Source organism: Mizugakiibacter sediminis (assembly GCF_000953855.2).
GTDB lineage: Bacteria > Pseudomonadota > Gammaproteobacteria > Xanthomonadales > Rhodanobacteraceae > Mizugakiibacter > Mizugakiibacter sediminis.
On record NZ_DF970168.1, the window covers coordinates 12,376 to 34,168 of the forward strand.

20 protein-coding genes are annotated in these 21,793 nt (G+C 72.7%); 11 read left to right on the plus strand and 9 right to left on the minus strand.

Annotated features, from left to right (window positions below; all coding sequences use genetic code 11):
* Positions 1-64: 64 nt before the first annotated feature.
* Together MBSD_RS05065 and MBSD_RS05070 are read left to right on the plus strand one after the other, a co-directional pair.
* Positions 65-1,351: an acetyl-CoA C-acetyltransferase gene (locus MBSD_RS05065; RefSeq protein WP_062535680.1), complete on the plus strand. Its 1,287-nt coding sequence runs from the start codon at positions 65-67 to the stop codon at positions 1,349-1,351.
* A 106-nt stretch (positions 1,352-1,457) separates the two neighbouring features.
* Complete coding sequence (locus MBSD_RS05070) at positions 1,458-1,979, plus strand: energy transducer TonB (RefSeq protein WP_062535683.1); 522 nt, start codon at positions 1,458-1,460, stop codon at positions 1,977-1,979.
* 117 nt (positions 1,980-2,096) lie between these two features.
* On the opposite strand, the gene MBSD_RS05075 is transcribed toward MBSD_RS05070, so the two are convergent.
* From MBSD_RS05075 to MBSD_RS05095, 5 genes are all read right to left on the minus strand, one after another.
* Complete coding sequence (locus MBSD_RS05075; RefSeq protein ID WP_082306493.1) at positions 2,097-2,669, minus strand: YkvA family protein; 573 nt, start codon at positions 2,667-2,669, stop codon at positions 2,097-2,099.
* A gap of 205 nt (positions 2,670-2,874) precedes the next feature.
* On the minus strand, positions 2,875-4,707 hold the full coding sequence (locus MBSD_RS05080; RefSeq protein ID WP_062535686.1) for a phospholipase D-like domain-containing protein: 1,833 nt from the start codon (positions 4,705-4,707) through the stop codon (positions 2,875-2,877).
* A 41-nt stretch (positions 4,708-4,748) separates the two neighbouring features.
* The gene (locus MBSD_RS05085; RefSeq protein WP_062535687.1) at positions 4,749-5,402 is read right to left on the minus strand and encodes a YceI family protein; all 654 of its coding nucleotides are present in this window, start codon (positions 5,400-5,402) and stop codon (positions 4,749-4,751) included.
* Positions 5,399-5,869 carry a SixA phosphatase family protein gene (locus MBSD_RS05090; RefSeq protein WP_062535689.1) on the minus strand — a complete coding sequence of 157 codons (471 nt, stop codon included), beginning with the start codon at positions 5,867-5,869 and terminating at the stop codon, positions 5,399-5,401. The genes MBSD_RS05085 and MBSD_RS05090 overlap by 4 nt, the downstream gene beginning before the upstream one ends.
* A gap of 208 nt (positions 5,870-6,077) precedes the next feature.
* On the minus strand, positions 6,078-7,160 hold the full coding sequence (locus MBSD_RS05095; protein ID WP_062535692.1) for a PA0069 family radical SAM protein: 1,083 nt from the start codon (positions 7,158-7,160) through the stop codon (positions 6,078-6,080).
* Positions 7,161-7,368: 208 nt separating this feature from the next.
* Here MBSD_RS05095 and MBSD_RS05100 point away from each other — a divergent pair, with 208 nt between their 5' ends.
* The gene (locus MBSD_RS05100) at positions 7,369-7,614 is read left to right on the plus strand and encodes a hypothetical protein (protein WP_062535694.1); all 246 of its coding nucleotides are present in this window, start codon (positions 7,369-7,371) and stop codon (positions 7,612-7,614) included.
* A 67-nt stretch (positions 7,615-7,681) separates the two neighbouring features.
* On the plus strand, positions 7,682-7,936 hold the full coding sequence (locus MBSD_RS05105) for a GlsB/YeaQ/YmgE family stress response membrane protein (RefSeq protein WP_062535696.1): 255 nt from the start codon (positions 7,682-7,684) through the stop codon (positions 7,934-7,936).
* Positions 7,937-8,020: 84 nt separating this feature from the next.
* Here MBSD_RS05105 and MBSD_RS05110 read toward each other — a convergent pair whose 3' ends face one another.
* Entirely contained in the window at positions 8,021-9,679 is a 1,659-nt protein-coding gene (locus tag MBSD_RS05110; protein WP_062535697.1) for an MFS transporter, read from the minus strand.
* 167 nt (positions 9,680-9,846) lie between these two features.
* Positions 9,847-11,265 (minus strand): hypothetical protein, encoded by a 1,419-nt coding sequence (locus MBSD_RS05115; protein WP_062535699.1) that lies wholly within the window; start codon positions 11,263-11,265, stop codon positions 9,847-9,849.
* 180 nt (positions 11,266-11,445) lie between these two features.
* Here MBSD_RS05115 and acs point away from each other — a divergent pair, with 180 nt between their 5' ends.
* Positions 11,446-13,386, plus strand: a complete 1,941-nt coding sequence (acs, locus tag MBSD_RS05120; protein WP_062535701.1) for an acetate--CoA ligase — start codon at positions 11,446-11,448, stop codon at positions 13,384-13,386.
* A gap of 75 nt (positions 13,387-13,461) precedes the next feature.
* On the plus strand, positions 13,462-14,133 hold the full coding sequence (locus tag MBSD_RS05125) for a response regulator transcription factor (protein WP_062535716.1): 672 nt from the start codon (positions 13,462-13,464) through the stop codon (positions 14,131-14,133).
* Here the strand turns inward: MBSD_RS05125 and MBSD_RS05130 are convergent.
* Entirely contained in the window at positions 14,130-17,624 is a 3,495-nt protein-coding gene (locus tag MBSD_RS05130; protein WP_062535703.1) for a hybrid sensor histidine kinase/response regulator, read from the minus strand. The genes MBSD_RS05125 and MBSD_RS05130 overlap by 4 nt on opposite strands.
* A gap of 111 nt (positions 17,625-17,735) precedes the next feature.
* On the opposite strand from MBSD_RS05130, the gene MBSD_RS05135 reads away from it, so the two are divergent.
* From MBSD_RS05135 to MBSD_RS05155, 5 genes are all read left to right on the plus strand, one after another.
* Positions 17,736-18,389, plus strand: a complete 654-nt coding sequence (locus tag MBSD_RS05135) for a 4'-phosphopantetheinyl transferase family protein (protein ID WP_082306494.1) — start codon at positions 17,736-17,738, stop codon at positions 18,387-18,389.
* A gap of 41 nt (positions 18,390-18,430) precedes the next feature.
* Complete coding sequence (locus MBSD_RS05140) at positions 18,431-19,012, plus strand: RNA polymerase sigma factor (protein ID WP_062535705.1); 582 nt, start codon at positions 18,431-18,433, stop codon at positions 19,010-19,012.
* Positions 19,009-19,449: a hypothetical protein gene (locus MBSD_RS05145; RefSeq protein WP_062535707.1), complete on the plus strand. Its 441-nt coding sequence runs from the start codon at positions 19,009-19,011 to the stop codon at positions 19,447-19,449. Before MBSD_RS05140 ends, MBSD_RS05145 begins: the two co-directional genes overlap by 4 nt.
* A gap of 32 nt (positions 19,450-19,481) precedes the next feature.
* Positions 19,482-20,414 carry a PDZ domain-containing protein gene (locus MBSD_RS05150; RefSeq protein WP_062535710.1) on the plus strand — a complete coding sequence of 311 codons (933 nt, stop codon included), beginning with the start codon at positions 19,482-19,484 and terminating at the stop codon, positions 20,412-20,414.
* Between the two features lie 204 nt (positions 20,415-20,618).
* Positions 20,619-21,362 (plus strand): pyridoxine 5'-phosphate synthase, encoded by a 744-nt coding sequence (locus tag MBSD_RS05155; RefSeq protein WP_062535712.1) that lies wholly within the window; start codon positions 20,619-20,621, stop codon positions 21,360-21,362.
* 72 nt (positions 21,363-21,434) lie between these two features.
* Here the strand turns inward: MBSD_RS05155 and MBSD_RS05160 are convergent, their stop codons facing one another.
* Complete coding sequence (locus MBSD_RS05160) at positions 21,435-21,791, minus strand: ExbD/TolR family protein (RefSeq protein WP_237071751.1); 357 nt, start codon at positions 21,789-21,791, stop codon at positions 21,435-21,437.
* Positions 21,792-21,793: the final 2 nt, after the last annotated feature.

Consider the following 21,793-nt stretch of genomic DNA (forward strand, 5'->3'; position numbering starts at 1 on the left):
CCCTTCGGGCTTCCGCGCCGCCGCCGCGCGCGCTAGCCTTGCCTCATTTGCGAGGATCGCGTCCATGCTGCCAGGCCTGAAGCGCGTCGCGGTGTTGGGAGGCGTGCGCATCCCGTTCTGCCGCAACAACACCGCCTACGCCGACGTCGGCAACTTCGGCATGTCGGTGAAGGTGCTCGGCACGCTGGTGGAGCGCTTCGGCCTGCACGGCCTCGAGCTGGGCGAGGTCGCGTTCGGCGCGGTGATCAAGCACAGCTCGGACTGGAACCTGGCGCGCGAAGCGCTGCTGTCCTCGGGGCTGGCGCCGACCACGCCCGGCATCACCACCGCGCGCGCCTGCGGCACCTCGCTGGACAACGCGATCATCATCGCCAACAAGATCGCCAGCGGGCAGATCGAGGCCGGCATCGCCGGCGGCAGCGACACCACCAGCGACGTGCCGATCGTCTACAGCCGCGCGCTGCAGCAGCGCCTGCTGGCGGTGAACCGCGCGAAGACCTGGCAGGACAAGCTGAAGGCGGCGGTGTCGGGCTTCTCGTGGCGCGAGCTGAAACCGCATTTCCCTGGCGTCGCCGAGCCGCGCACGCACAAGTCGATGGGCGAGCACTGCGAGCTGATGGCGCGCGAGTGGAAGATCACCCGCGAGGCGCAGGACGCGCTGGCGCTCTCCAGTCACCAGAAGCTGGCGGCGGCGTACGCGGCCGGTTTCTTCAAGGACCTGCTGGTGCCGTTCCGCGGGCTTGAGCGCGACGGCTTCCTGCGCCCCGACACCTCGATGGAGAAACTCGCCGCGCTGAAGCCGGCGTTCGACAAGACCTCCGGCCACGGCACGCTGACCGCCGGCAACTCCACCGGCCTGTCCGACGGCGCCGCCGCGGTGCTGCTGGCCAGCGAGGACTGGGCGGCGGCGCGCGGGCTGAAGGTGCAGGCCTACCTCACCCACGCCAAGGTCGCCGCGGTCGATTTCGTGCGCGGCGAGGGCCTGCTGATGGCGCCGACCGTCGCCGTCTCGCGCATGCTCGACGCGGCCGGCCTGACCCTGCAGGACTTCGATTTCTACGAGATCCACGAAGCCTTCGCCGCGCAGGTGCTGTGCACGCTGCGCGCGTGGGAGTCGGCGGATTACTGCAGGAACCGGCTGGGCAAGGACCAGCCGCTGGGCGCGATCGACCCGGCCAAATTGAACGTGCACGGCTCCTCGCTGGCGGTCGGCCATCCGTTCGCCGCCACCGGCGCGCGCATCGTCGCCACGCTGGCCAAGCTGCTGGAGCAGAAGGGCTCCGGTCGCGGCCTCGTCTCGATCTGCACCGCCGGCGGCATGGGCGTGGCGGCGATCCTCGAGCGCCCGTAGCGCCGCGCTTCGGCGCGCGATTCCGCCAACCGGCGCACGCCATCGGCGGACGTTCAGCGCGATCTTGGCATCCTGATCGCGCATCGTCCGTTTCGCCACGCCGACCGTGTCGCACACCCGCCTGATCTGGCTGCTGACCCTGCTGCTGCTCGCCGGCAGCGTGCTGGGCGTCGCCTGGCTGAGCGGCGCGCCGTTCGCGCTGGGCGGCACGCCGCCCTCGACGCTGCCGCCGCCTTCGCCGCCCGCCGCGCGGCCCGCGCCACAGCCGCGCGCCACGCCTCACGCGACGCATGCGCGCGTGCATGTGCCGCGCGCCGCGCCGGCGCCGGCCGCCGCCGCCAGCGTGATCGAGGCGCCGGCCGTGGCGGCGATGCATGCGCCGCGCTATCCGATCGCGGCGCTGCGCGGGCGTCACGAAGGCGTCGCCGTGGTCCGCGTCGAAGTGGGCGCGGACGGGGAGGTCGCGGCGGCCGTGCTGGCGCAATCGAGCGGCTGGCCGGAGCTGGACCGGGCGGCGCTGGAGGCGGTGCGCCGGTGGCATTTCCGCGCCGCGCGGCGCGACGGGCGCGCGGTCGAAGGCGCGCTCGACGTGCCGGTGCGTTTCCGCATCGACGCGGGCGGCGGCTGAGCGCCTCGCGCGCAGCTCGAGGCAGGAGCCCGCCCGCTACGCACGCGGCGGAAGCGCCGCTGCGCGGCGATGCGGCGGAAGCGCCGCTGCGCGGCGATTCCGCCCTACGGCGTGACGTCAGGAAACGCGGAACAGCACCGGCTGCCAGGCGCCGCCGGCGTAGGCGTCACGGCGGCGGCGGCGCATGCGCTCGATCGCCTCGACGCGGCGCGCCTCGGCCCAGTCGACGCGCTTCAGCTTCAGCTTGGCCGGGTCCTCGCCGTGGCGCTTCGCCTCCTGCGCGCGCCAGTCGCGGAAGTCCTCGTAGGCCTCGAGCTCGTGACGCAGTTCGCGCACGCACAGCTCGATCATGATGGCGTCGTCGAGGAAGCCCAGCACCGGCACGGTGTCGGGAATGATGTCGTTCGGGTTGGCGAAGTAGGTCAGCGCGGCGAGCACGCGCGCGCGGTCCTCGTCGGGCAGGCCGAAGCCGACGTCCTCGACCATCTCGATCATGGTCCCGAGGCGGGCGAGGCGCGAGCCCACGAAATCCGGCACGGCGACGCCGCGGGTCTGCGCGATCAGGCCGCGCGCGGCGTCGATCACCTGGCTGTCCTTCAGGCCGCGGGCGCGCTCCTGGGCCTGGCGCATGCCGTCGACGAAGTGGCTGAGGTCGGCATCGCTCAGGGTGATGCTGATGTCCATGCTCATGGGCGTGGGCTCCGGGGAAAGCGCCCAGCCTAGGCCAGGGGGCGGGGAGCGTCAACGGTACTGCGGCCCGGCGAACGGCGGGCGCCGCGGGCCATGCCCGCTCGGGTCAAGGGCGCGCATGCCTCGCGCAGCGAGGGACGGAGGATGTGCAGGCATGCCGCGCGAGCATGCGGAGCGCCGCTCCGCATGCTCGCCGGCAGCATCCCTAGAGGATGCCGGTCAGGCCGGCGCCGAACGCCGTCAGGATGCGCGTGTAGATCGACTTCAGCGGCAGGTCGACCTCGGGGAAGTCGCCGACCGGCGTGTAGCACTGCTGGAACTTCGGGTCGAACGGCGACAGCGGCTGGCAGCCGGGGTTCAGCTCGTAGCTGGTGGCGTAACGGAACGGCCACAGATCGAACAGCGGCAGCGCCGCCGAGAGGTCGCCGATGGCGTTGCTGATCTTCGACAGCACCGGGATGTGCGGCCGCTTCGCCACCACCCAGGCGTTTTCCGGCGCGGTGTCGCGCAGGATCGAGGCGCGCACCGCGCCGGCGAACGCCTCGTCGTAGACGATCACGCCCGATTCCGTGTTGTAGTGGTCCGAGCGCGGGTCGAAGTTGTGCGAGCCGACCAGGGCGACGCGGCCGTCGATCACGATCGACTTGGCGTGCAGGCCCATGCGCAGGCCGCCGGTCTTCAGCGGCACGCGACCGGTGCGGCTGCCGCGGCTGCCGGTGCCGGTGCCCTGCTCGGCGCCCTCGCCGGTCAGCTCCTCGTAGTGCGCGACCAGCAGCGGCGCCTCGGCGGGGTGCGGCTTGAACTCGTGGATCTCGAAACCGTAGTGCTTGAGGTAGCGCTTCTTGTGCTTGTGGTACAGCGCGTACACCGGAAAGGCGTCGGTCGCCGCCAGCGAGTTGGTGGAGACGATCACGCGCAGCTTGGGGTGGTCGCGGCGCAGCTCGCGGAACAGGCGGCGCGCGCGCCCGCTGATCACCAGGTACGGCGTCTGCATCACCACCTCGTGCCGGGCGCCGCCGACCAGGCCCATGATGTGGCGGGTCAGCTCGCGCTCGTCCTCGACGTCCGGCTCCAGCGGCTTGTTCGGCAGGTCGGAGAAGTAGTCGACGCGGCCGACCTCGAACACGTGCGCCAGCAAGTGCCGCTGCAGGTACCCGGGATCCTCCGCCTCGGCGGATAGGCGCGCCACGCGCTCGGGCCTGGCGTAGACCGGCGGTCCCCACGCCGGCGCCTCCGCGCCCTCGGCGAGGATGCGCGTGTTGACGTCGCGCAGGTGGGTCAGCGGCACCGCGCGCGGATGCCGCCAGAACGCCTCGAAACTGGCGGCCATCGCGCGCGCGGCGGGCCCCATCACCAGCACGTCGCGGTCGCGGTAGCCGTAGCGCTCGTTCCAGTCGTAGTAATCGTCCTGGTAGTTGCGCCCGCCGGTGATGCCGGCCGCGTCGTCGACCAGCAGCAGCTTGTTGTGCATGCGCTGGTTGAAGGTGGAGAAGCAGCAGACGATGCCGGCGGCGAACTCGATCGGGCCGGTGCCGGCCTCGTCGAAGGTGGGGTTGTAGAGGCGGATCTCGAGGTTGGCGTGGGTGCGCGCCAGCCGCGCCAGCCAGGCCGGATCGGAGAACGAGAACAACTGGTCGGCGAGGATGCGCACGCGCACGCCGCGCCGCGCCGCGCGCACCAGCTCGTCCAGCACCAGCTGGCCGGCGTCGTCGTCGACCCAGATGTAGGTCTGGATGTCGATCGAGCGGCGCGCGGCGCGGATCAGGTTGAGGCGCGCGGCCAGCGCGTCCTCGCCGACGTCCAGCATCGCCACGTAGTGGCGGGGATGCTGCGGCGCCGAGTCCGCCAGCGCCTGGCGGGCGAGGTCGAGCAGGGGCGACGGCGCGGCGCAGGCGTCGGCGCGCGCGCAGGCGACGCTGCGGTCCGCGGCCAGCGCCAGCACGGCGTCGGCGCGGCGGATCTGCCCGCGCGACAGCGTGCAGCCGGCCAGTGCCAGCAGGGCGAGCGCGAGCAGCGGCAGGGAAAGACGGCGACACATGCGCCGATGATAGCCGGCGCGGGCGGGGCTGCCGGCGGCGCTCAGCCGGAACTGGCCGCCGTCGCCGGCGCGACGCTGGATGCGGGCGCCGGCGGCGCGGCGCTGCCGGCCGGCGCGGGCGCGGCGGCGGGTGCATCTTCGGCCGGCCGCACGACGATGGCGAGGTCGAGCCGCACCGTGTCGGACAGCATGGCGCGGTGCGAACGCATGCCGAAGGCGGAGCGGCTGATCTCGCCGCGAACGCGCAGCGGGCAGTCGGGCGCGGCCAGCGGCGCGCAGGCGCTGGGCTGCAAGCGCAGGTCGACCGGGCCGCTGAAGCCGTGCAGCACCAGCATGCCGGTCAGCACGCCGCCGTGATGCAGCTTGTCCAGCGGGAACGCCTCGGAGTGGAAGGTGATGCGCGGGTAGCGCTCGACGTCGAAGAAGTCGGGCGAGCGCGCCCAGTCGTCGTAGCGGGGATCGCGCATGCGCAGGCTGGCCGTATCCAGCCAGGCGTCGACGCGCGCGGTACCCGTCTCCGGATCGGTCCGCACCTCGCCGTGCACGCCGTCGAACGCGCCGGCGACGTCGAACACCCACAGCGCATGCAGGTTGAACGCGGCGGTGGAGCGCTCGCTGTCGAGCACGTAGCTGGCCGGTGCCAGCGCCGGCGCGGCGGCGAACAGCAACGGCAGCAGCAGCGCGCGGACGCTCATGGCGACCAGAAGCGGTGCAGGCGTCCCGTGCCCGGCTCCAGCGCGCCGTCGATCCGGATCCAGGCGACCGCGGCCGGCGGCATGCCGCGGTAGTCCACGGAACGCCCGCTGACCAGCAGCGCGACCAGCCGCTCCAGCCCGGGGTTGTGGCCGATCAGCAGGGTCTGCGGCGCCTGCGGCAGGGCATCGAGCAGCGCCAGCAGCTCGCCCGGCGTGGCGTCGTAGATGGCCGGCTCATAGCGCGGGCGCAGCGGACCCAGCGTGGCCAGCAGGCGCTCGGCGGTCATCTGCGCGCGCCGCGCCGGCGAGCACAGCACATGCGCCGGATGCGCACCCTGGTCCAGCAGCCAGCGGCCGGCGGCGACGGCTTCGGCCTCGCCGCGCAGGCTGAGCGGACGCTCGCGGTCGCTGCCGTCGGGCGCGCTCTGCATCGCCTCGGCGTGTCGTACCAGGATCAATTCGCGCATCGTCCGCCCTCCGCCCGCCATGATGCCGGATCGCGCCGGCGCCGGCTGCGGTCCCGTTCATGGTGCCTGCATGCCGGACCGCGCGGCGTGCGAAAAATCCCGCACATCGACTGCGCCCCCGGCGGCGCCGCGCGGTCCGCTGGCCGGCCCTGCGTCCGGCGCCGCAGGCGGGGCTGCCCAGAGAGACGGCGCAGCGCGCGCGGCCGTTTCAGTCGAACAGCGCGAGCTGCGGACCGGCGTCCGCGGCCGGCGCGCGGAAGCGCGAGGCGTCCAGCGCGAGTTCGCGCGTGCGCGCGTAGCCGAGGCGGCGCGCGGCCACCTCGAAGCGGCGGCGGATCAGCGCGGCCAGCGGGCCCTGGCCGCGCATGCGCACGGCGAAGTCCGGGTCGTAGTCGCGGCCGCCGTGCAGCTGCCGCACCAGGCTGATCACGTGCGCGGCGCGCTGCGGCACGTGCACCTCCAGCCATTCGCGGAACAGGCCCTTCAGCTCGTGCGGCAGGCGCAGGAGGGTGTAGCCGGCGACGCGCGCGCCGGCCGCGGCCGCGGCTTCCAGCACGCGTTCGAGGTCGCGGTCGTTCAACGCGGGGATGACCGGCGCGACCAGCACGCCGCAGGGCACGCCGGCCGCGTTCAGCGCGCGGATCGCTTCGATGCGCCGGTGCGGCGCGCTGGCGCGCGGCTCGAGGCGGCTGGCCAGGCGGTTGTCCAGGCTGCCCACCGAGACGAACACCTGCACCAGCCGCTCGCGCGCCATCGGCGCCAGCAGGTCGAGGTCGCGCTCGACCAGCGCGTTCTTGGTGACGATGGTGCAGGGATGCCGGCATTCCGCCAGCACCTCCAGCACCTGGCGGGTCAGCCGCCAGCGCCTCTCGATCGGCTGGTAAGGGGCGGTGTTGGCGCCGAGGTTGATCGGCGCGCAGCGATAACCGGGGCGTGCCAGTTCGCGGCGCAACAGCTCGGCGGCGTTGCCCTTGGCGAACAGCCGCGTCTCGAAATCGAGGCCGGGCGAGAGGTTGAGGTAGCTGTGCGAGGGCCGGGCGAAACAGTAGATGCAGCCGTGCTCGCAGCCGCGGTAGGGGTTGATCGACTGCGCGAACGGCACGTCCGGCGAATCGTTGCGGCTGATGATGCTGCGCGCGCGTTCCTCGCGCACGGTGGTGGCCGGACGCGGCGTCGGTTCGGCTTCGGCGCTCGCCCAGCCGTCGTCCTCGGCCAGACGGGTCGTCGACTCGAAGCGGCCCTCGCGGTTGGAGGCGGCGCCGCGGCCCTTGATGCGTTGCGGTTCGGTCATGCGGCGTGGTCCAGGGCAACCTCGCGCGACGAGCGTGCTTCGCCGCGGTCTCAGCGGCTGCGATACGGCGGTGCCCGCCGCGCCGGCAGCGGTCGGTGCCGCCGCCGGCGTGACCGGCGTCCCACCCCGCGTCCGGGCCGTCCACGATAGCGCGCCCGCGGCACGAACGCTGCGCTATGATGCCGTCGCCACATCGCGGAGCACGCCGATGCGCTGGATCCTCGCCGCCATCGCCCTGCTGGGCCTGCTGATCGCGCTGACCACCCGCTCGCCCGGCTGGATGGGCGTGGGCATCCTGTTGGCGCTGGGCGGCGCGATCGCCGCCGTGTTCGCCTTCGCGCAGGCGCGCATCGACGCCACCTCCCGCCCCGAATACCTCAGCGACGCCGAGATCGCCGCACTGAAGGCGGCGTTGAAGCCGCCGGCCGCGCCGCAGCCGCCGGGCACCCCCTGACCGGCCGCGCGCCGCCGTCGAGGGCGGACGTCGCGCGGGCTCCCGACTCGCCCTCGAGGAGAGCGCCATGGGCGTGGAATCGCTGATCGCGTTCCTGGTCGTCGGGGGCATCGCCGGCTGGCTGGCCGGGCTGATCGTGCGCGGCTACGGCTTCGGCCTGTTCGGCAACATCGCCGTCGGCATCGTCGGCGCGCTGATCGCCGGCTGGCTGCTGCCGCGCATCGGCCTGGCGATCGGTGGCGGCATCCTCGCCGCGATCGTCAACGCGCTGATCGGCGCGATCGTGCTGCTGCTGATCATCGGCCTGTTCCGGCGGCGCTGAGCGCGAAAAAGGACGCCGGCTCGGCACCGGCGTCGTCCCGCGCGGTCCGCGGCGGACGTCGGCGCCCGCCGCGAGGCGCCGCATTCACTTGGCGATGTCGACGTCCTTGGTCTCGCGCAGGAACAGCAGGCCGATCACGAAGGTCATCAGCGCCACCGCCACCGGATACCACAGGCCCGAATAGATGTTGCCGGTCAGCGCGACGATGGCGAAGGCGGTGGTCGGCAGGAAACCGCCGAACCAGCCGTTGCCGATGTGGTACGGCAGGCTCATCGAGGTATAGCGGATGCGGGTCGGGAACAGCTCGACCAGCCAGGCCGCGATCGGACCGTAGACCATGGTCACGTAGATCACCAGCAGGGTCAGCAGGACGATCAGCATCGGCTTGTCGATCTGCGCGGGATCGGCCTTGTCCGGATAGCCGGCCTCCTTCAGCGCGGCGCCGACGCTCTTGCCGAACGCCTCGCCGGCGGCCTTGAATTCGGGCTTGGCCATCGCGCCGCCCTCGAACGCGTCGATGACGGTGCCGCCCACCTTCACCTGCGCCACCGTGCCGGCCGGCGCGGCGAGGTTCTCGTAGGGAATGCCCTTCTTGGCGAGATAGCTCTTGGCGACGTCGCAGGAGCTGGTGAAGGTCTTCTTGCCGATCAGGTCCACCTGGAAGCTGCAGGTGGCGGGATCGGCCACCACCGTCACCGGCGCCGATGCGCTGGCCGCCTCGATGGCCGGATTGCCGTAGTGGGTCAATCCCTTGAAGATCGGGAAGTAGGTCACCGCCGCCAGCAGGCAGCCGGCCAGCACCACCGCCTTGCGGCCGATGCGGTCGGACAGCCAGCCGAACAGCACGAAGAACGGCGTGCCGATCAGCAGCGCGGCGGCGATCAGCAGCTGCGTGGTGGTGGCGTCGATCTTCAGCGTCTGGCCGAGGAAGTACAGCGCGTAGAACTGTCCGCAGTACCACACCACCGCCTGGCCGGCGGTGGCGCCCAGCAGCGCCAGGATGACGATCTTCAGGTTGCTCCAGCGGGCGAACGATTCGGTCAGCGGCGCCTTCGAGCCGCGGCCCTCGGCCTTCATCTGCTGGAACACCGGCGACTCGGCCAGCTTCAGGCGGATGTACACCGACACCGCCAGCAGCACCGCCGACAGCAGGAACGGCACGCGCCAGCCCCAGGTGTTGAAGCTCTCGCCCAGCCAGGCCTTGCAGCCGAGGATCACCAGCAGCGACATGAACAGGCCCAACGTCGCGGTGATCTGGATGAAGCTGGTGTAGAAGCCGCGCTTGCCGTGCGGCGCGTGCTCGGCGACGTAGGTCGCCGCGCCGCCGTACTCGCCGCCCAGCGCCAGGCCCTGCAGCAGGCGCAGCGTGATCAGCAGCACCGGCGCGGCCACGCCGACCGCGGCGTAGCTCGGCAGCACGCCGACCAGGAACGTCGACAGGCCCATGATCACGATGGTGATCAGGAACGTGTACTTGCGGCCGACCAGGTCGCCGACGCGGCCGAACACCAGCGCGCCGAACGGGCGCACGGCGAAACCGGCGGCGAACGCCAGCAGGGCGAAGATGAACGCGCTGGTCTCGTTCAGTCCGCTGAAGAACTGCTGGCCGATGATCGCGGCCAGCGAACCGTACAGGTAGAAGTCGTACCACTCGAACACCGTGCCCAGGCTCGACGCCAGGATCACGCGCTTGTGGCTGACGTCCAGCGGCGCGCCGCTGGCCTGGGTGACGACGGTAGCCATGCTTTCACCTCCCACGTTGGTCGAACGATCCTCCGCCGCGTGCGGCCGAGGATGGCGGCGATGCGGCCCGTTCCCCCGAACGGCGCGCACCCGGCCCGAGTGAATCGCCGCCGGCGCCGCCTCGGGTCGCGGCGCCGGCGAGTCGGCTGCCGCCCGGCGGCGCGGCTTCAGAAGTGGTACATCGCGCTCAGGCTGAACTGGTTGCCGTCGGTCTTCGTGGTGGTGACGCCGTCGCGGGTCGAATCCAGCTTGTCGTACACCCACTCCACGCCGAGCTCGTAGGCGCCGGCGGCGTACTGCAGGCTGAGCGCGGCCTGGCGGTTCTTCAGCCGGCCGGAGGAGCCGTTGCCCAGCCACGCGATCACGTCGTTGCGGTCCGGTTTGTCCATCGCGTAGAACGCGTACGCGCTCCAGTGCGGCGTGAAGTTGTAGCCCGCCTGCACGAAGCCGCCGGTCTCCTGGATGTCGCCGAACTGCGCCAGCGCGCCGAAGATCTGGCCGATGCCCTTGCCGCCGAACAGCAGGCCGCGGAACACCCAGTCGCCCGGCTTCCACACGCCGCCGATCTCGTAGCCGACGCTGTCGATGTTGCGCTTCACCGGCGCCGACGCCGTGCCGCCGACGCCGCGCAGGTCGATCTGGCTGTAGTGGCCGGCGAGGTAGGCGATCCAGTTCGCGCCCTGCGCGCGCAGGCGCGCCTCGAGTTGCGGCTTGAAGTCGACGTTGCCGCCGGTGAGGAAGTTGGTGTTGTCGCCGGGGCCGCTCCAGTTGCCGTCGAAGGCGCCGAGGTCCAGCCGCCACTTGGTGCCGGCGCTGCCGTGGTTGAGGTCCTGCATCCACACCGCGCCGGGGAAGCGCCAGCCGATGATGCCGGTGCCGTAGCCGAGCGGGAAGGCGACGTGCGTCAGCGAGGCCGGCACGTTGTCCAGCGGGAACATCAGGTCCCACTGCTGGCCGATGCGCACCGTGCTGCCGCTCTGCGCGTTGACGAGGTCCATGTAGGCCTGGCGCAGGCGCGGCGTCGGCTGCTGCCGGCTGTAGGCGCCGGTGCCGTTGAAGCCGCCGAAGAAGTCGGCTTCGATGCGGCCGCCGCCGGTCCAGTTGCCGGTGAACTCGGCGCCCTTGAAGTCGAACCAGAAGCGCGTGTTGCGGATGTCGATGCCGCTCAGCGAGCCGTCCGCGCCGGGCGACGGGAATTCCGCGTTCTGGCCGTTGCCGAAGATGAAGGTCTTGTCCTGGCTGAAGGCGGTGGCGTCGACGAAACCGTGGAAGGCCACCGAGATGCCGGGTGCGGTGCTGAACGTCGCCGTCGGCAGTTGCTTCGCGGCCGCGGCCTGCGCTTCCGCCTGCGCGCGCTGCTGCGCCTCGGCCTGGGCCTGCTGCCTGGCCTGCAGGTCGGCCTGGCTCTGCGCCTGCTGCTGCACCATGGCCTTCAGTTCGGCGAGCTCTTTCTCCAGCTGCGCGATGCGCGCCTGCAGCTGCGTTTCCGTCTGGGTGGCGGCGCCGGCGATCATCGGCGCGCCGAGCGCGGCGGCGACGGCGAGCGCGAGCGCCGCGCGCCGCACGATCGTACCTGTCTGCTGCATGAGGGGCCCCTCCCGTGGCGGTGCGCGGCGAGCATGGGGCGGCGCGCCGCGGCGCGGCTATTCGCCGATGGTCGAGTTTCGACTAAAGTCCACTTGGTCGCGCCGCCCAGACGGCTAACGTGCGGCGCATCGGGCCAAGCCGCTGCGCGCAGCGCGCCGCCGCCAGCCAAGGAGACCGCCATGTCCAAGATCTATCCGGTGCCGGCCGCGTTCGCCGCCAGGGCGCGCGTGCGCAAGGACGACTACGCGCGGCTTTACGCCGAATCGGTGCGCGATCCCGCGGGCTTCTGGGCCGGCGTCGCCAAGCGGCTCGACTGGATCAGGGCGCCGACGCGCATCAAGGACGTCTCCTTCGACGCGCGCGACCTGCACATCCGCTGGTACGAGGACGGCGTGCTGAACGTGGCCGCCAACTGCCTCGACCGCCATCTGGCCGCGCGCGGCGACAAGACCGCGATCATCTTCGAGGGCGACGATCCGGCGGTTTCGCGCCGCATCAGCTACCGCGAGCTGCACGCCGAGGTGTGCAGGTTCGCCAACGCGCTGAAGCACCTCGGCGTGCGCCGCGGCGACCGCGTCGCCATCTACATGCCGATGATCCCGGAAGCCGCGATGGCGATGCTGGCCTGCGCGCGCATCGGCGCGATCCACTCGGTGGTGTTCGGCGGCTTCTCGCCGGACTCGCTGGCCGGGCGCATCGCCGACTCCGGGTGCAAGCTCGTGGTCACCGCCGACGAGGGCGTGCGCGGCGGCAGGAAGATCCCGCTGAAGGCCAACGTCGACGAGGCGCTGACCCGCCCCGGCACCACCAGCGTCGAGACCGTGATCGTGGTGCGCCACACCGGCGGCGGCATCGCCATGCAGGCGCCGCGCGACCGCTGGTGGCACGTGCTGATGGAAGGCCAGGCCGCCGACTGCCCGCCCGAGCCGATGGGCGCCGAGGATCCGCTGTTCATCCTCTACACCTCCGGTTCCACCGGCAAGCCGAAGGGCGTGCTGCACACCAGCGGCGGCTACCTGGTGTTCGTCAGCTACACGCACGAATGCGTGTTCGACCTGCGCGAGGACGACGTCTACTGGTGCACCGCCGACGTCGGCTGGGTCACCGGCCACAGCTACGTGGTGTACGGCCCGCTGGCCAACGGCGCCACCACGGTGATGTTCGAGGGCGTGCCGAACTACCCGGATGCCTCGCGCTTCTGGCAGGTGATCGACAAGCACGCGGTCACGCTGTTCTACACCGCGCCGACGGCGATCCGCGCGCTGATGCGCGAGGGCGAGGCGCCGGTGAAGAAGGCCTCGCGCGCCTCGCTGCGCCTGCTCGGCACGGTCGGCGAGCCGATCAACCCGGAGGCCTGGGAGTGGTACCACCGGGTGGTCGGCGACGGCCGCTGCCCGATCGTCGACACCTGGTGGCAGACCGAGACCGGCGGCATCCTGATCAGTGCCCTGCCCGGCGCGATCGACCAGAAGCCGAGCTCCGCCACGCTGCCGTTCTTCGGCGTCAAGCCGGCGATCGTCGACACCGACGGCCATGTCAAGGAGGGCGCCTGCGAGGGCAACCTGGTGCTGACCGATTCCTGGCCGGGGCAGATGCGCACGGTGTACGGCGACCACCAGCGCTTCATCGACACCTACTTCAAGACCTACCCCGGCATGTACTTCACCGGCGACGGCGCGCGCCGCGACGAGGACGGCTACTACTGGATCACCGGCCGCGTCGACGACGTCATCAACGTCGCCGGCCACCGCCTCGGCACCGCCGAGGTGGAGAGCGCGCTGGTCGCGCATCCGAAGGTGGCGGAGGCGGCGGTGGTAGGCTGCCCGCACGACGTCAAGGGCCAGGGCATCTACGCCTACGTCACGCTGAAGGTCGGCGTGCAGCCCAGCGACGCGCTGCGCAAGGAACTGATCGAGTGGGTGCGCAAGGAAATCAGCCCGATCGCCACGCCCGACTACCTGCAATGGGCGCCCAGCCTGCCGAAGACGCGCTCCGGCAAGATCATGCGCCGCATCCTGCGCAAGATCGCCGAGAACCAGCCGGACCAGCTCGGCGACACCTCGACGCTGGCCGACCCCTCGGTGGTGCAGAACCTGGTGGGCGAGCGCCTGGTGAAGTGAAGTGAGGCGCGTCGGCGCGCTTGTTCCGCTCGCCGCCGCCAGCGGCGATGATGGGGCATGGGCCGCACGCAGCGCATGCGCGACGTTCTGATCGCCGACGACCATCCGCTGTTCCGCGACGCGCTGACGCGGGCGGTGCACACCGCCCTGCCCGACGCCGCGGTGCACGGCGCCGACAGCGTGCCGGCGCTGCTCGCCCTGCTGGAGAGCAGGCCGGACGCCGACCTGCTGCTGCTCGACCTGCACATGCCGGGCGCGCGCGGTTTCTCCGCGCTGGCGCACATCCGCGGCCAGTATCCCGGCCTGCCGGTGATCGTGGTCTCGGCGCACGAGGAAGTGGCGGTGCTGCGCCGCGCGCTCGGCCATGGCGCGGCCGGCTACATCCCCAAGTCGGCCGCGGTGGAGTCGATCGTCGACGCGATCAACGCCGTGCTGGGCGGCGACGTCTGGCTGCCGCCGCGCCTCGGCGCCGACGCGCACGGCGAGCTGAAAGCCGACGAGGCGGAAATCGCCGCGCGCGTCGCCGAGCTGACGCCGCAGCAGTTCCGCGTGCTGTCGATGATCGCCGAGGGCAAGCTCAACAAGCAGATCGCCTTCGAGCTGAACGTGTCGGAAGCGACCGTGAAGGCGCACATGACGGCGATCATGCGCAAGCTCGGCGTCTCCAACCGCACCCAGGTGGCCCTGCTCGCCAGCCACCTGACGCTCGAGCAGATCCCGCCGCCGGCGCTGCCGGACGAGGACTAAGCCGATGCCGCGCGGTCGACGCCGCCGCGCGCCAGCGCCGCCAGCAGCGCGCGCAGCGCGGCCGGCTTGACCGGCTTGTGCAGCACCGGATAGCCGAGCGCGCGGGCGCGCTGTTTCAGTTCGGCGCTGCCGTCGGCGGTGATCAGCGCCGCCGGCAGGTCCGGCCAGCGCTCGCGCAGGCGCGCCAGCGCGGCCAGGCCGTCGAGTTCGGCGCCGAGGTGGTAGTCGGCGAGGATCAGGTCGACCGGCCGCTCGGCGAGGATCGCCTCGGCCGACCGCACGTCCGTCGCCAGGCGCGCCTCCACGCCCCAGCGCTTCAGCAGCGCGGCCATGCCGTCGAGGATGGCGCGGTCGTTGTCCAGGCACAGCACGTCCAGCGGCAGGCTGTGCGCGGCCGGCAGCGTGCGCGCCGACTCGCGTTCGCCGTGCGGCCGCGACGCCGCCGCGCGCGGCGCGCTCACCGCGAAGCAGCTGCCGCGCCCCGGCCACGAGCGCAGGTCGAGGCCGTGACCGAGCATCGCGGCCATGCGCTCGCAGATGGCCAGCCCGAGGCCCAGGCCCTTCTCGCCCCACGGCGAGGGATGGTCGAGGCGCTGGAACTCGCCGAAGATCCGCCGCTGCTGTTCCGGCGCGATGCCCGGCCCGGTGTCCCACACTTCGATGCGCACTTCGCCGCCGCGGCGCCGCGCGCCCAGCAGCACGGTGCCGCTGCGCGTGTAACGCAGGGCGTTGGACAGGAAGTTCTGCAGGATGCGGCGCAGCAGCTGCGCATCGCTGCGCACGGCGAGGTGGGTGTCGACCACGCGCAGGGTCAGGCCGCGCTGCTCGGCGATCACCGCGAACTGCGTGCGCAGCGACTCGAACAGCTCGCCCAGCGTCACCGGCCCCACCTCGGGCGCGAACTTGCCCGCTTCCAGCCGCGAGGCGTCGAGCAGCGCCTCCAACAGGTCTTCGGCAGCCTTGAACGAAGCGTCGATGCGCTCGGCGAGCTGCGCGGCCTCCTCGTCGAGCGCGCTGTGGTGGCGCAACGCCGAGGTGAACAGGCGCGCGGCGTTCAGCGGCTGCAGCAGGTCGTGGCTGGCGGCGGCGAGGAAACGCGTCTTCGACTGGTTGGCCTGCTCGGCCTCGCGCTTGGCGCGTTCCTGCGCCACCAACGCCTCGGTCAACTCGGCGGTGCGCTGGGCGACGCGCTGCTCCAGCGTCTCGTTCGCCTCGATCAGCGCCTGCTCGGCGCGCTTGTAGGCGGTGACGTCGGTGTAGGTGGTGACGTAGCCGCCGCCGGGCAGCGAGCGGCCGCGCATCTCGATCACGCTGCCGTCGGCGCGTTCGCGGCGGAACACGTGCGGGGTGCCGGCGCGCAGGTGCCGGATGCGCTTGGCGACGTGCTCGTCGGCATCGCCCGGCCCGCATTCGCCGCGCTCGGCGTTCCAGCGGATCAGGTCGGCGACAGGCCGGCCGACGTAGACCATGCCCTCGGGATAGCCGAACAGCTCGAGGTAGCGGCGGTTCCACGCCACCAGGCGCAGGTTGCGGTCGACCACGCTGATGCCCTGCTCGATGTTCTCCAGCGTGGTCGACAAGAGCTCGCGGTTGAAGCGCAGCTCCTGCGAGGCCTCGTCCAGCAGCGCCACCGTCTCGGCGATGTCGAGGCCGCTGCCGGACAGCGCGCTGGTCAGCATGCGCCGCGCGCTGGCCGCGCCGATCGCGCCGGCCAGCAGGCGTTCGGTGGCCTGGATCAGCGCGCGGTCGGCGTTCTCCGCCGGCGGCAGCGGGCGCCCGCGCGCCTGCGCGTATTCCTCGAACGCGCGCGCCGCCGCGCGCTCGCCGACGATGCGGCCGGCGATCGCGCGCAACTCGTCGACGCGCACGCGGCCGCGTAAGGCGCCGCTGTCCGGGGCGCGCGTCGCGTACGGATCGAGGAACGCCAGCGCGCGCAGGCGTTCGTCGACGCTGGGGCGGAAGCGCAGCGACAGGAACACCATGCAGCCGACGTTGGCCAGCAGCGACCAGAACGTGCCGTGCGTCACCGCATCCCAGCCGGACAGGCGGAACAGTGCCGTGGGTTTCAGCCAGTCCAGCCCGAACGGCCCCTGCGCGATCCACTCCCCGGGCAGCCAGCCGGCGCCGGCCACGCTCGGCAGCAGCAGCGTGTAGGTCCACACCGCGAAGCCGGCGACCAGGCCGGCGCCGACGCCGATACGCGAGGCGCCGCGCCAGTACAGCGCGGAGACGATCGCCGGCGCGAACTGCGCCACCGCGGCGAACGCCAGCAGGCCGAGCGTGGCGAGGTAGTCGCTATGGGTCGCAGCGCGGTAGTAGGCGTAAGCCAGCAGCGCCAGCAGCACGATGGCGACGCGGCGCACCGCCAGCACGATCGCCGAGAGGTCGCGGCGCTGTTCCAGGCGCAGCGCGCGGATGCGCAGCAGCGCCGGCATCACCAGGTCGTTGCTGATCATCGTCGCCAGCGCCACCGACTCGACGATCACCATGCCGGTGGCGGCGGAGAAGCCGCCGACGTAGGCCATCAGCGCCAGCGCGGTCTGGCCGTTGGCCAGCGGCAGCCACAGCAGCCACGCGTCGGGGCTGAGTCCGGCCTTGGGCGCGAACGCCGCGCCGGCGGCGACGATCGGCGGCACCAGCAGGCAGATCAGCAGCAGGTAGGCCGGGAACATCCAGCGCGCGCGGCGCACGTCGCGCGCGTCCTCGCACTCGACCACGCCGACCTGGAACTGGCGCGGCAGGCAGAACATCGCGCAGAACGCCAGCAGGGTCTGCGCGACGAAGCCGTGCGGCAGCGCCTGGTCGGCGGACGGCCGCAGCGTCTGCACGAGCGCGGCGGCGCCGTGCGGATCGACGCGCAGCGCGAACACGCCGATGGCGACGAACGCCACCAGCTTGACCACCGACTCCACCGCGATCGCCAGCATCATGCCGTGGTGGTGCTCGGTGGCGTCGATCTGGCGCGTGCCGAACAGGATCGAGAACGCCGCCAGCAGCAGCGCGCACCAGAAGGCGCTGTCGCCGAGCGGCAGGCTGGCGCCGTCCGCGCCGCCGAGCACGCCGATCGACATCGCCACCGCCTTGAACTGCAGCGCGATGTAGGGCACCGCCGCGACCACCGCGATCAGCGTCACCAGCGCGCCCAGCCCTTGGGATTTGCCGAAACGCGCGGCGATGTAGTCGGCGATCGAGGTGATGCCGCGCTCCTTGGCGACCAGGTTCAAGCGCTCGAGCAGGCCGATACCGAACACGAACAGCAGGATCGGGCCGAGGTAGATCGGCAGGTAGGAGAGACCGCTGCGCGCCGCGCTGCCGACCGCGCCGTAGAACGTCCACGACGAGCAGTACACCGCCAGCGCCAGGCTGTAGACGATCGGACGCAGGAACGGCCGGCTGGGGTACAGCGGCCGGCGGTCGCCGTAGTAGGCGACGCCGAACAGCAGGCCGACGTAGGCCAGCGAGACCAGCAGCAGCAGCCAGCCGGCGATCACGTTCGCGCGTACTCCGCACGGAAACGCCCCCATTCTAGGCCCGGCCGCAGGCGCGGTTGGTAGTGCCCCGCACCGCTTGCCGGCCGCGCGGCGCGCCGCCACCATGCCTGCATGTCGCCTTTCCCGCCGGCCGATCCGCGCGCGCTGGCGGCGTCCGGCCTGGACGCCGCCAGCGTGCATGTCTGGCGGCTGCCGCACCACCGCGGCGCCGGCCGTTCGGCGCTGGCCGCGCTGCTGGCCGCCTATCTCGGCGTGCCGGCCGCGGCGCTGGCGTTCGTGTCCGGGCCGCACGGCAAGCCGGCGCTGGCGCCGCCGCACGATGCCCTCGCCTTCAGTTGGTCGCACAGCGGCGACTACGCGCTGGCGGCGCTCGCCCGCGGCGTCGCGCCGGGCGTCGACCTCGAACGCGTGCAGCCGCGGCCGCGCGCGCTGGAGCTGGCCGAACGCTACTTCGCCGCGGAGGAAGCCGCGGCGCTGCGCGGCCTGTCCGGCGAGGCGCGCACGCGCGCCTTCTTCGCGCTGTGGACGGCGAAGGAGGCGGTGCTGAAGGCGCTCGGCCGCGGGCTGGCCTACGGCCCGGCGCGCGTGGCGTTCGCGCTGCAGCGCGGGCGCGCGGCGCCGCGCGCGTTCGCCGGCGAGGCCGCGCCGGCGTCCGCCTGGCAACTGCACGCGCTGGCGCCCGCGCCCGGCTACGTGGGCGCGGTCGCCTGGCGCGGCGAGCCGAGACGGCTGCTCGCCTTCGCCGCGGATGCGCCCGTTTCCTGAGCCGACGCCGCTGCGACGCTCGCGCCGTCCGATTCGTCCCTATGCCCGTGGAACCGACCGCCGCCCGCAGCGTCTTCGCACAGGAGGTGCCGCCCGAGCTGCTGGCGCAGGCCCGGCACGGCGACATGCAGGCGCACGCCGAGCTGTACCGGCGCTTCGCGGCGCCGGTGTTCAACTTGGCGCTGCGCGTGCTCGGCGAGCGCACGGCGGCGGAGGACGTGGTGCAGGAGGTGTTCCTGCGCGTGCTGGCGCGCGTGCGGCGTTACCGCGGCGAGGCCCCGTTCGGACTGTGGCTGCGGCGGCTGGCGGTCAACGCGACGATCGATCAGTTGCGCTCGCGGCGCTTCCTGGCGGAGACGGACATGGACGCGCTGCTGGCCGGGCTGGGCGCGCCCGGCCCGCTGCCGGAGGAGCAGGCGGAGGCGCTGGCGCTGCTGATGCGGCTGCCGCCGCAGGCGCGCGCGGTGGTGGTGCTGCACGAACTCGAAGGCTATACACACGCGGAACTCGCGCGCATGTTCGATCAGACCGAGAGCTATTCGAAATCGATCCTGTCGCGGGCGCTGGCGCGGCTGCGCCGCCGCCTCGGTCGCGAGGGGATCGGCCTGGAGTCTCTGCCATGAGCCCGACCCCGTTTCCGCCGACCGCGGCCCAGTTGCGGGCGTTGCCGCACTTCGCGCCCGATCCGGCGCTGTGGCCGCGCATCGCCGCCCGCGCGCAACGCCGGCAGGCGCGGCGCACGGCGGCCGCGGCCTGCTGCATGCTGCTGCTGGCCGGCGCCGTGGGCACGCTGCTGCAGACGCCGCGCGGCACCACGCCGCTGCCCGACTGGCAGGCGCGCTCGGCCGCTCTCGAGCGCGAACTGGCCGCCGCCGCGCCGCGTGGTCCCGCCCCCGGACCGCTGGCCGATGCCCTGGTCGGCGTCGACCGCGCGCTGCACGCCGCCTACGTGCGCGGCGCGCCGCCGGCGGAGCGCGCGGCCCTGTGGCAGGCGCGCAGCGAACTGCTGGAGAGTCTGGTCGAGGCGCAGCGCTCCGGCCTGCGCGCGACGCGCATCTGAGTGCGGCATCCGCACCGCAACTGGAGTCGAACATGTCCCATCCCCGCTCCCTGCCCTGTCTGCTGACCCTCGCGGCGGCGCTCGCCGCCGCGCTGCCGGCCTACGCCGGCGACGACACCGCCGCGCAACTGCGCGACGAACTGGGCGCGATGCGCCTGCAGCTCGCCGAGCGCGGCCTGTTCGCCGACCTCGCCGCCGGCGCCGCGCCGCTGACGGTCGAACTGCCGGCCGACCGCCGCGTCGATCTCGGCCTGGTCGTGGACAGCACCGATGCCGCGCATGCGCGCGACGGCCTGCGCGTGCTCGCGGTGACCCCCGGCGGACTCGGCGCGCGCATGGGCGTGCGCGCCGGCGACGTGCTGACCCGCGTCAACGCGCAGCCGCTGACCGGGCTGGGCGCCGACGCGGACGGCCGCGCCCTCGCCGCCAGCCGTCTGCGCGAGGCGCTGGACGCGCTGCCCGACGGCGCGGCCTTCGCGCTCGGCGTGGACCGCGGCGGCCGCGCCCTTGCCCTCAGCGCGCCGGTCGAGCGCGTGGCGCTGCCGGCGATGCGCGTCGAGCTGGCCGCCGCCGCCGATCCGCCGGCGGCGGACGGCAGCAGTTGCGCGCGCATCTCCACGTTCGACGTGGCGCCGCGCAACCAGCGCGTCTATCCGGCCGCGCTGCTGTTGATCGACGGCCGCAACGCCGGCGTCAGCGGCCAGCAGAACTTCCGCGTCAGCCCCGGGCATCACGTGCTGACGGTCGCCGAGCGCATCGACCGCCGGCAGCTGCCGAGCACGCTGATCGCCCGCGCGGGCCGCAGCTACGGCGCATCCACCAAGACGCTGGAGATCGACGTCAGCGCCGGCCAGATCTATCACCTGGGCGCGCAGCTGCGCGTCGATCGCGTGCCCGATGCGGGCCCCGGCGAATCCTGGTGGGAACCGGTCATCTGGCTGACCGCACCGGCCCGCTGTCCGTGAGGGCCGTACCGCCGCCGGCGGAACCTTCCGCCCGCGGCGCGTGTCCCTGTTGCACGGGACCCATCCAGCCGTGGATACCCCGCGCCGCAGGGAGGCAGCACCGGCGCCCGACGCGCGCAGGACTGCGCGCGTCTTTCTTTGGCATCATGGGCGGCCGCGGCGCGGTCGTCGCCGCGGTTCCGCCCATGCATGCGGGGTAGCGGCATGACCGTGCTCAGCGTCAACCTCAACAAGGTGGCCGTGCTGCGCAATTCGCGCGGCGAGGACCAGCCGGACGTCTGCGCCGCCGCGCGCGTGTGCATCGACGCCGGCTGCGGCGGCATCACCGTGCATCCGCGCCCCGACCAGCGCCACATCCGCCCGGACGACGTGCGCGCCCTGGCCGCGCTGACCCGCGGCCGCGTCGAGCTGAACGTCGAGGGCAATCCCTGGGCCGGGCCGCGTGGCAGCTACCCCGGCTTTCTCGCGCTGGTGCGCGAAGTGCGCCCGCAGCAGGTCACGCTGGTGCCGGACGCCGACGCGCAGCTCACCTCCGACCACGGTTTCGACCTCGCCGCCGACGCCGCGCGCCTCGCCCCGGTGGTGGCGGAACTGCGCGCGCTCGGCTGCCGCGTCTCGCTGTTCGTCGACGCCGGCGCGAGCGCGCTGGATGAGGCCGCGCGCATCGGTGCGCAGCGCATCGAGATCTACACCGGGCCCTACGCGCGTGCGTTCGCCCGCGGCGATTGCGCGCGCGAGCTGGCGCTGTGCGCGGACACCGCGCGGCGCGCGCAGCAGGCCGGGCTGGCGGTCAACGCCGGCCACGATCTCAACCAGCGCAACCTGGGCGCGCTGAAACAGGCCATCCCCGGCCTGGCCGAGGTGTCCATCGGCCATGCCCTGATCGGCGAGGCCCTGTACGACGGCCTCGCCCGCACCGTGCGCAACTATCTCGCCATCCTCGCCTGAGCCGCGGGGGCGCGCAAACGACGACGCCGCGCGATGCGCGGCGTCGTCGTGCCCTTGCTGCGGCGCCTGGCCTTAGCGGCCTTCGCCCGACTTGCCGGTCGTCATGAAGCCGACGTGCACCATGCCGGCGCTCTTGGCGTCGGAGAGGATGCCCCAGATCGTCTTGTACTCGATGTTCTTGTCGGCGCGGATCTGCAGCTCCGGCTGCGGCGTCTTCACCGCCGCCACCGCGAACTGCGCCTTCAGCTCCGCCTCGTTGACCGGATTGTCGTTGAGGTACATCGAGCCGTCTTCCTTGATGGCCAGGTCCAGCGGTTCGATCTTCTCGTCGATCTTGATGCCGGGATCGGCCTTGGGGAGGTCGACGCGGATGCGGTGCGACATCAGCGGCGCCGTGATCATGAAGATGATCAGCAGCACCAGCATCACGT

Excerpts from the sequence above, each read along its gene's own strand:
- MBSD_RS05095 (WP_062535692.1), bottom strand. The coding sequence starts at position 7,160 with ATGACCGAACCGCAACGCATCAAGGGCCGCGGCGCCGCCTCCAACCGC.
- MBSD_RS05115 (WP_062535699.1), bottom strand. The coding sequence starts at position 11,265 with ATGCAGCAGACAGGTACGATCGTGCGGCGCGCGGCGCTCGCGCTCGCC.
- MBSD_RS05155 (WP_062535712.1), top strand. The coding sequence starts at position 20,619 with ATGACCGTGCTCAGCGTCAACCTCAACAAGGTGGCCGTGCTGCGCAAT.
- MBSD_RS05135 (WP_082306494.1), top strand. The coding sequence starts at position 17,736 with ATGTCGCCTTTCCCGCCGGCCGATCCGCGCGCGCTGGCGGCGTCCGGC.
- MBSD_RS05110 (WP_062535697.1), bottom strand. The coding sequence starts at position 9,679 with ATGGCTACCGTCGTCACCCAGGCCAGCGGCGCGCCGCTGGACGTCAGC.
- MBSD_RS05080 (WP_062535686.1), bottom strand. The coding sequence starts at position 4,707 with ATGTGTCGCCGTCTTTCCCTGCCGCTGCTCGCGCTCGCCCTGCTGGCA.
- MBSD_RS05075 (WP_082306493.1), bottom strand. The coding sequence starts at position 2,669 with ATGAGCATGGACATCAGCATCACCCTGAGCGATGCCGACCTCAGCCAC.
- MBSD_RS05150 (WP_062535710.1), top strand. The coding sequence starts at position 19,482 with ATGTCCCATCCCCGCTCCCTGCCCTGTCTGCTGACCCTCGCGGCGGCG.
- MBSD_RS05085 (WP_062535687.1), bottom strand. The coding sequence starts at position 5,402 with ATGAGCGTCCGCGCGCTGCTGCTGCCGTTGCTGTTCGCCGCCGCGCCG.
- MBSD_RS05140 (WP_062535705.1), top strand. The coding sequence starts at position 18,431 with ATGCCCGTGGAACCGACCGCCGCCCGCAGCGTCTTCGCACAGGAGGTG.
- MBSD_RS05100 (WP_062535694.1), top strand. The coding sequence starts at position 7,369 with ATGCGCTGGATCCTCGCCGCCATCGCCCTGCTGGGCCTGCTGATCGCG.
- MBSD_RS05125 (WP_062535716.1), top strand. The coding sequence starts at position 13,462 with ATGCGCGACGTTCTGATCGCCGACGACCATCCGCTGTTCCGCGACGCG.
- MBSD_RS05105 (WP_062535696.1), top strand. The coding sequence starts at position 7,682 with ATGGGCGTGGAATCGCTGATCGCGTTCCTGGTCGTCGGGGGCATCGCC.
- MBSD_RS05065 (WP_062535680.1), top strand. The coding sequence starts at position 65 with ATGCTGCCAGGCCTGAAGCGCGTCGCGGTGTTGGGAGGCGTGCGCATC.
- MBSD_RS05145 (WP_062535707.1), top strand. The coding sequence starts at position 19,009 with ATGAGCCCGACCCCGTTTCCGCCGACCGCGGCCCAGTTGCGGGCGTTG.
- MBSD_RS05090 (WP_062535689.1), bottom strand. The coding sequence starts at position 5,869 with ATGCGCGAATTGATCCTGGTACGACACGCCGAGGCGATGCAGAGCGCG.
- acs (WP_062535701.1), top strand. The coding sequence starts at position 11,446 with ATGTCCAAGATCTATCCGGTGCCGGCCGCGTTCGCCGCCAGGGCGCGC.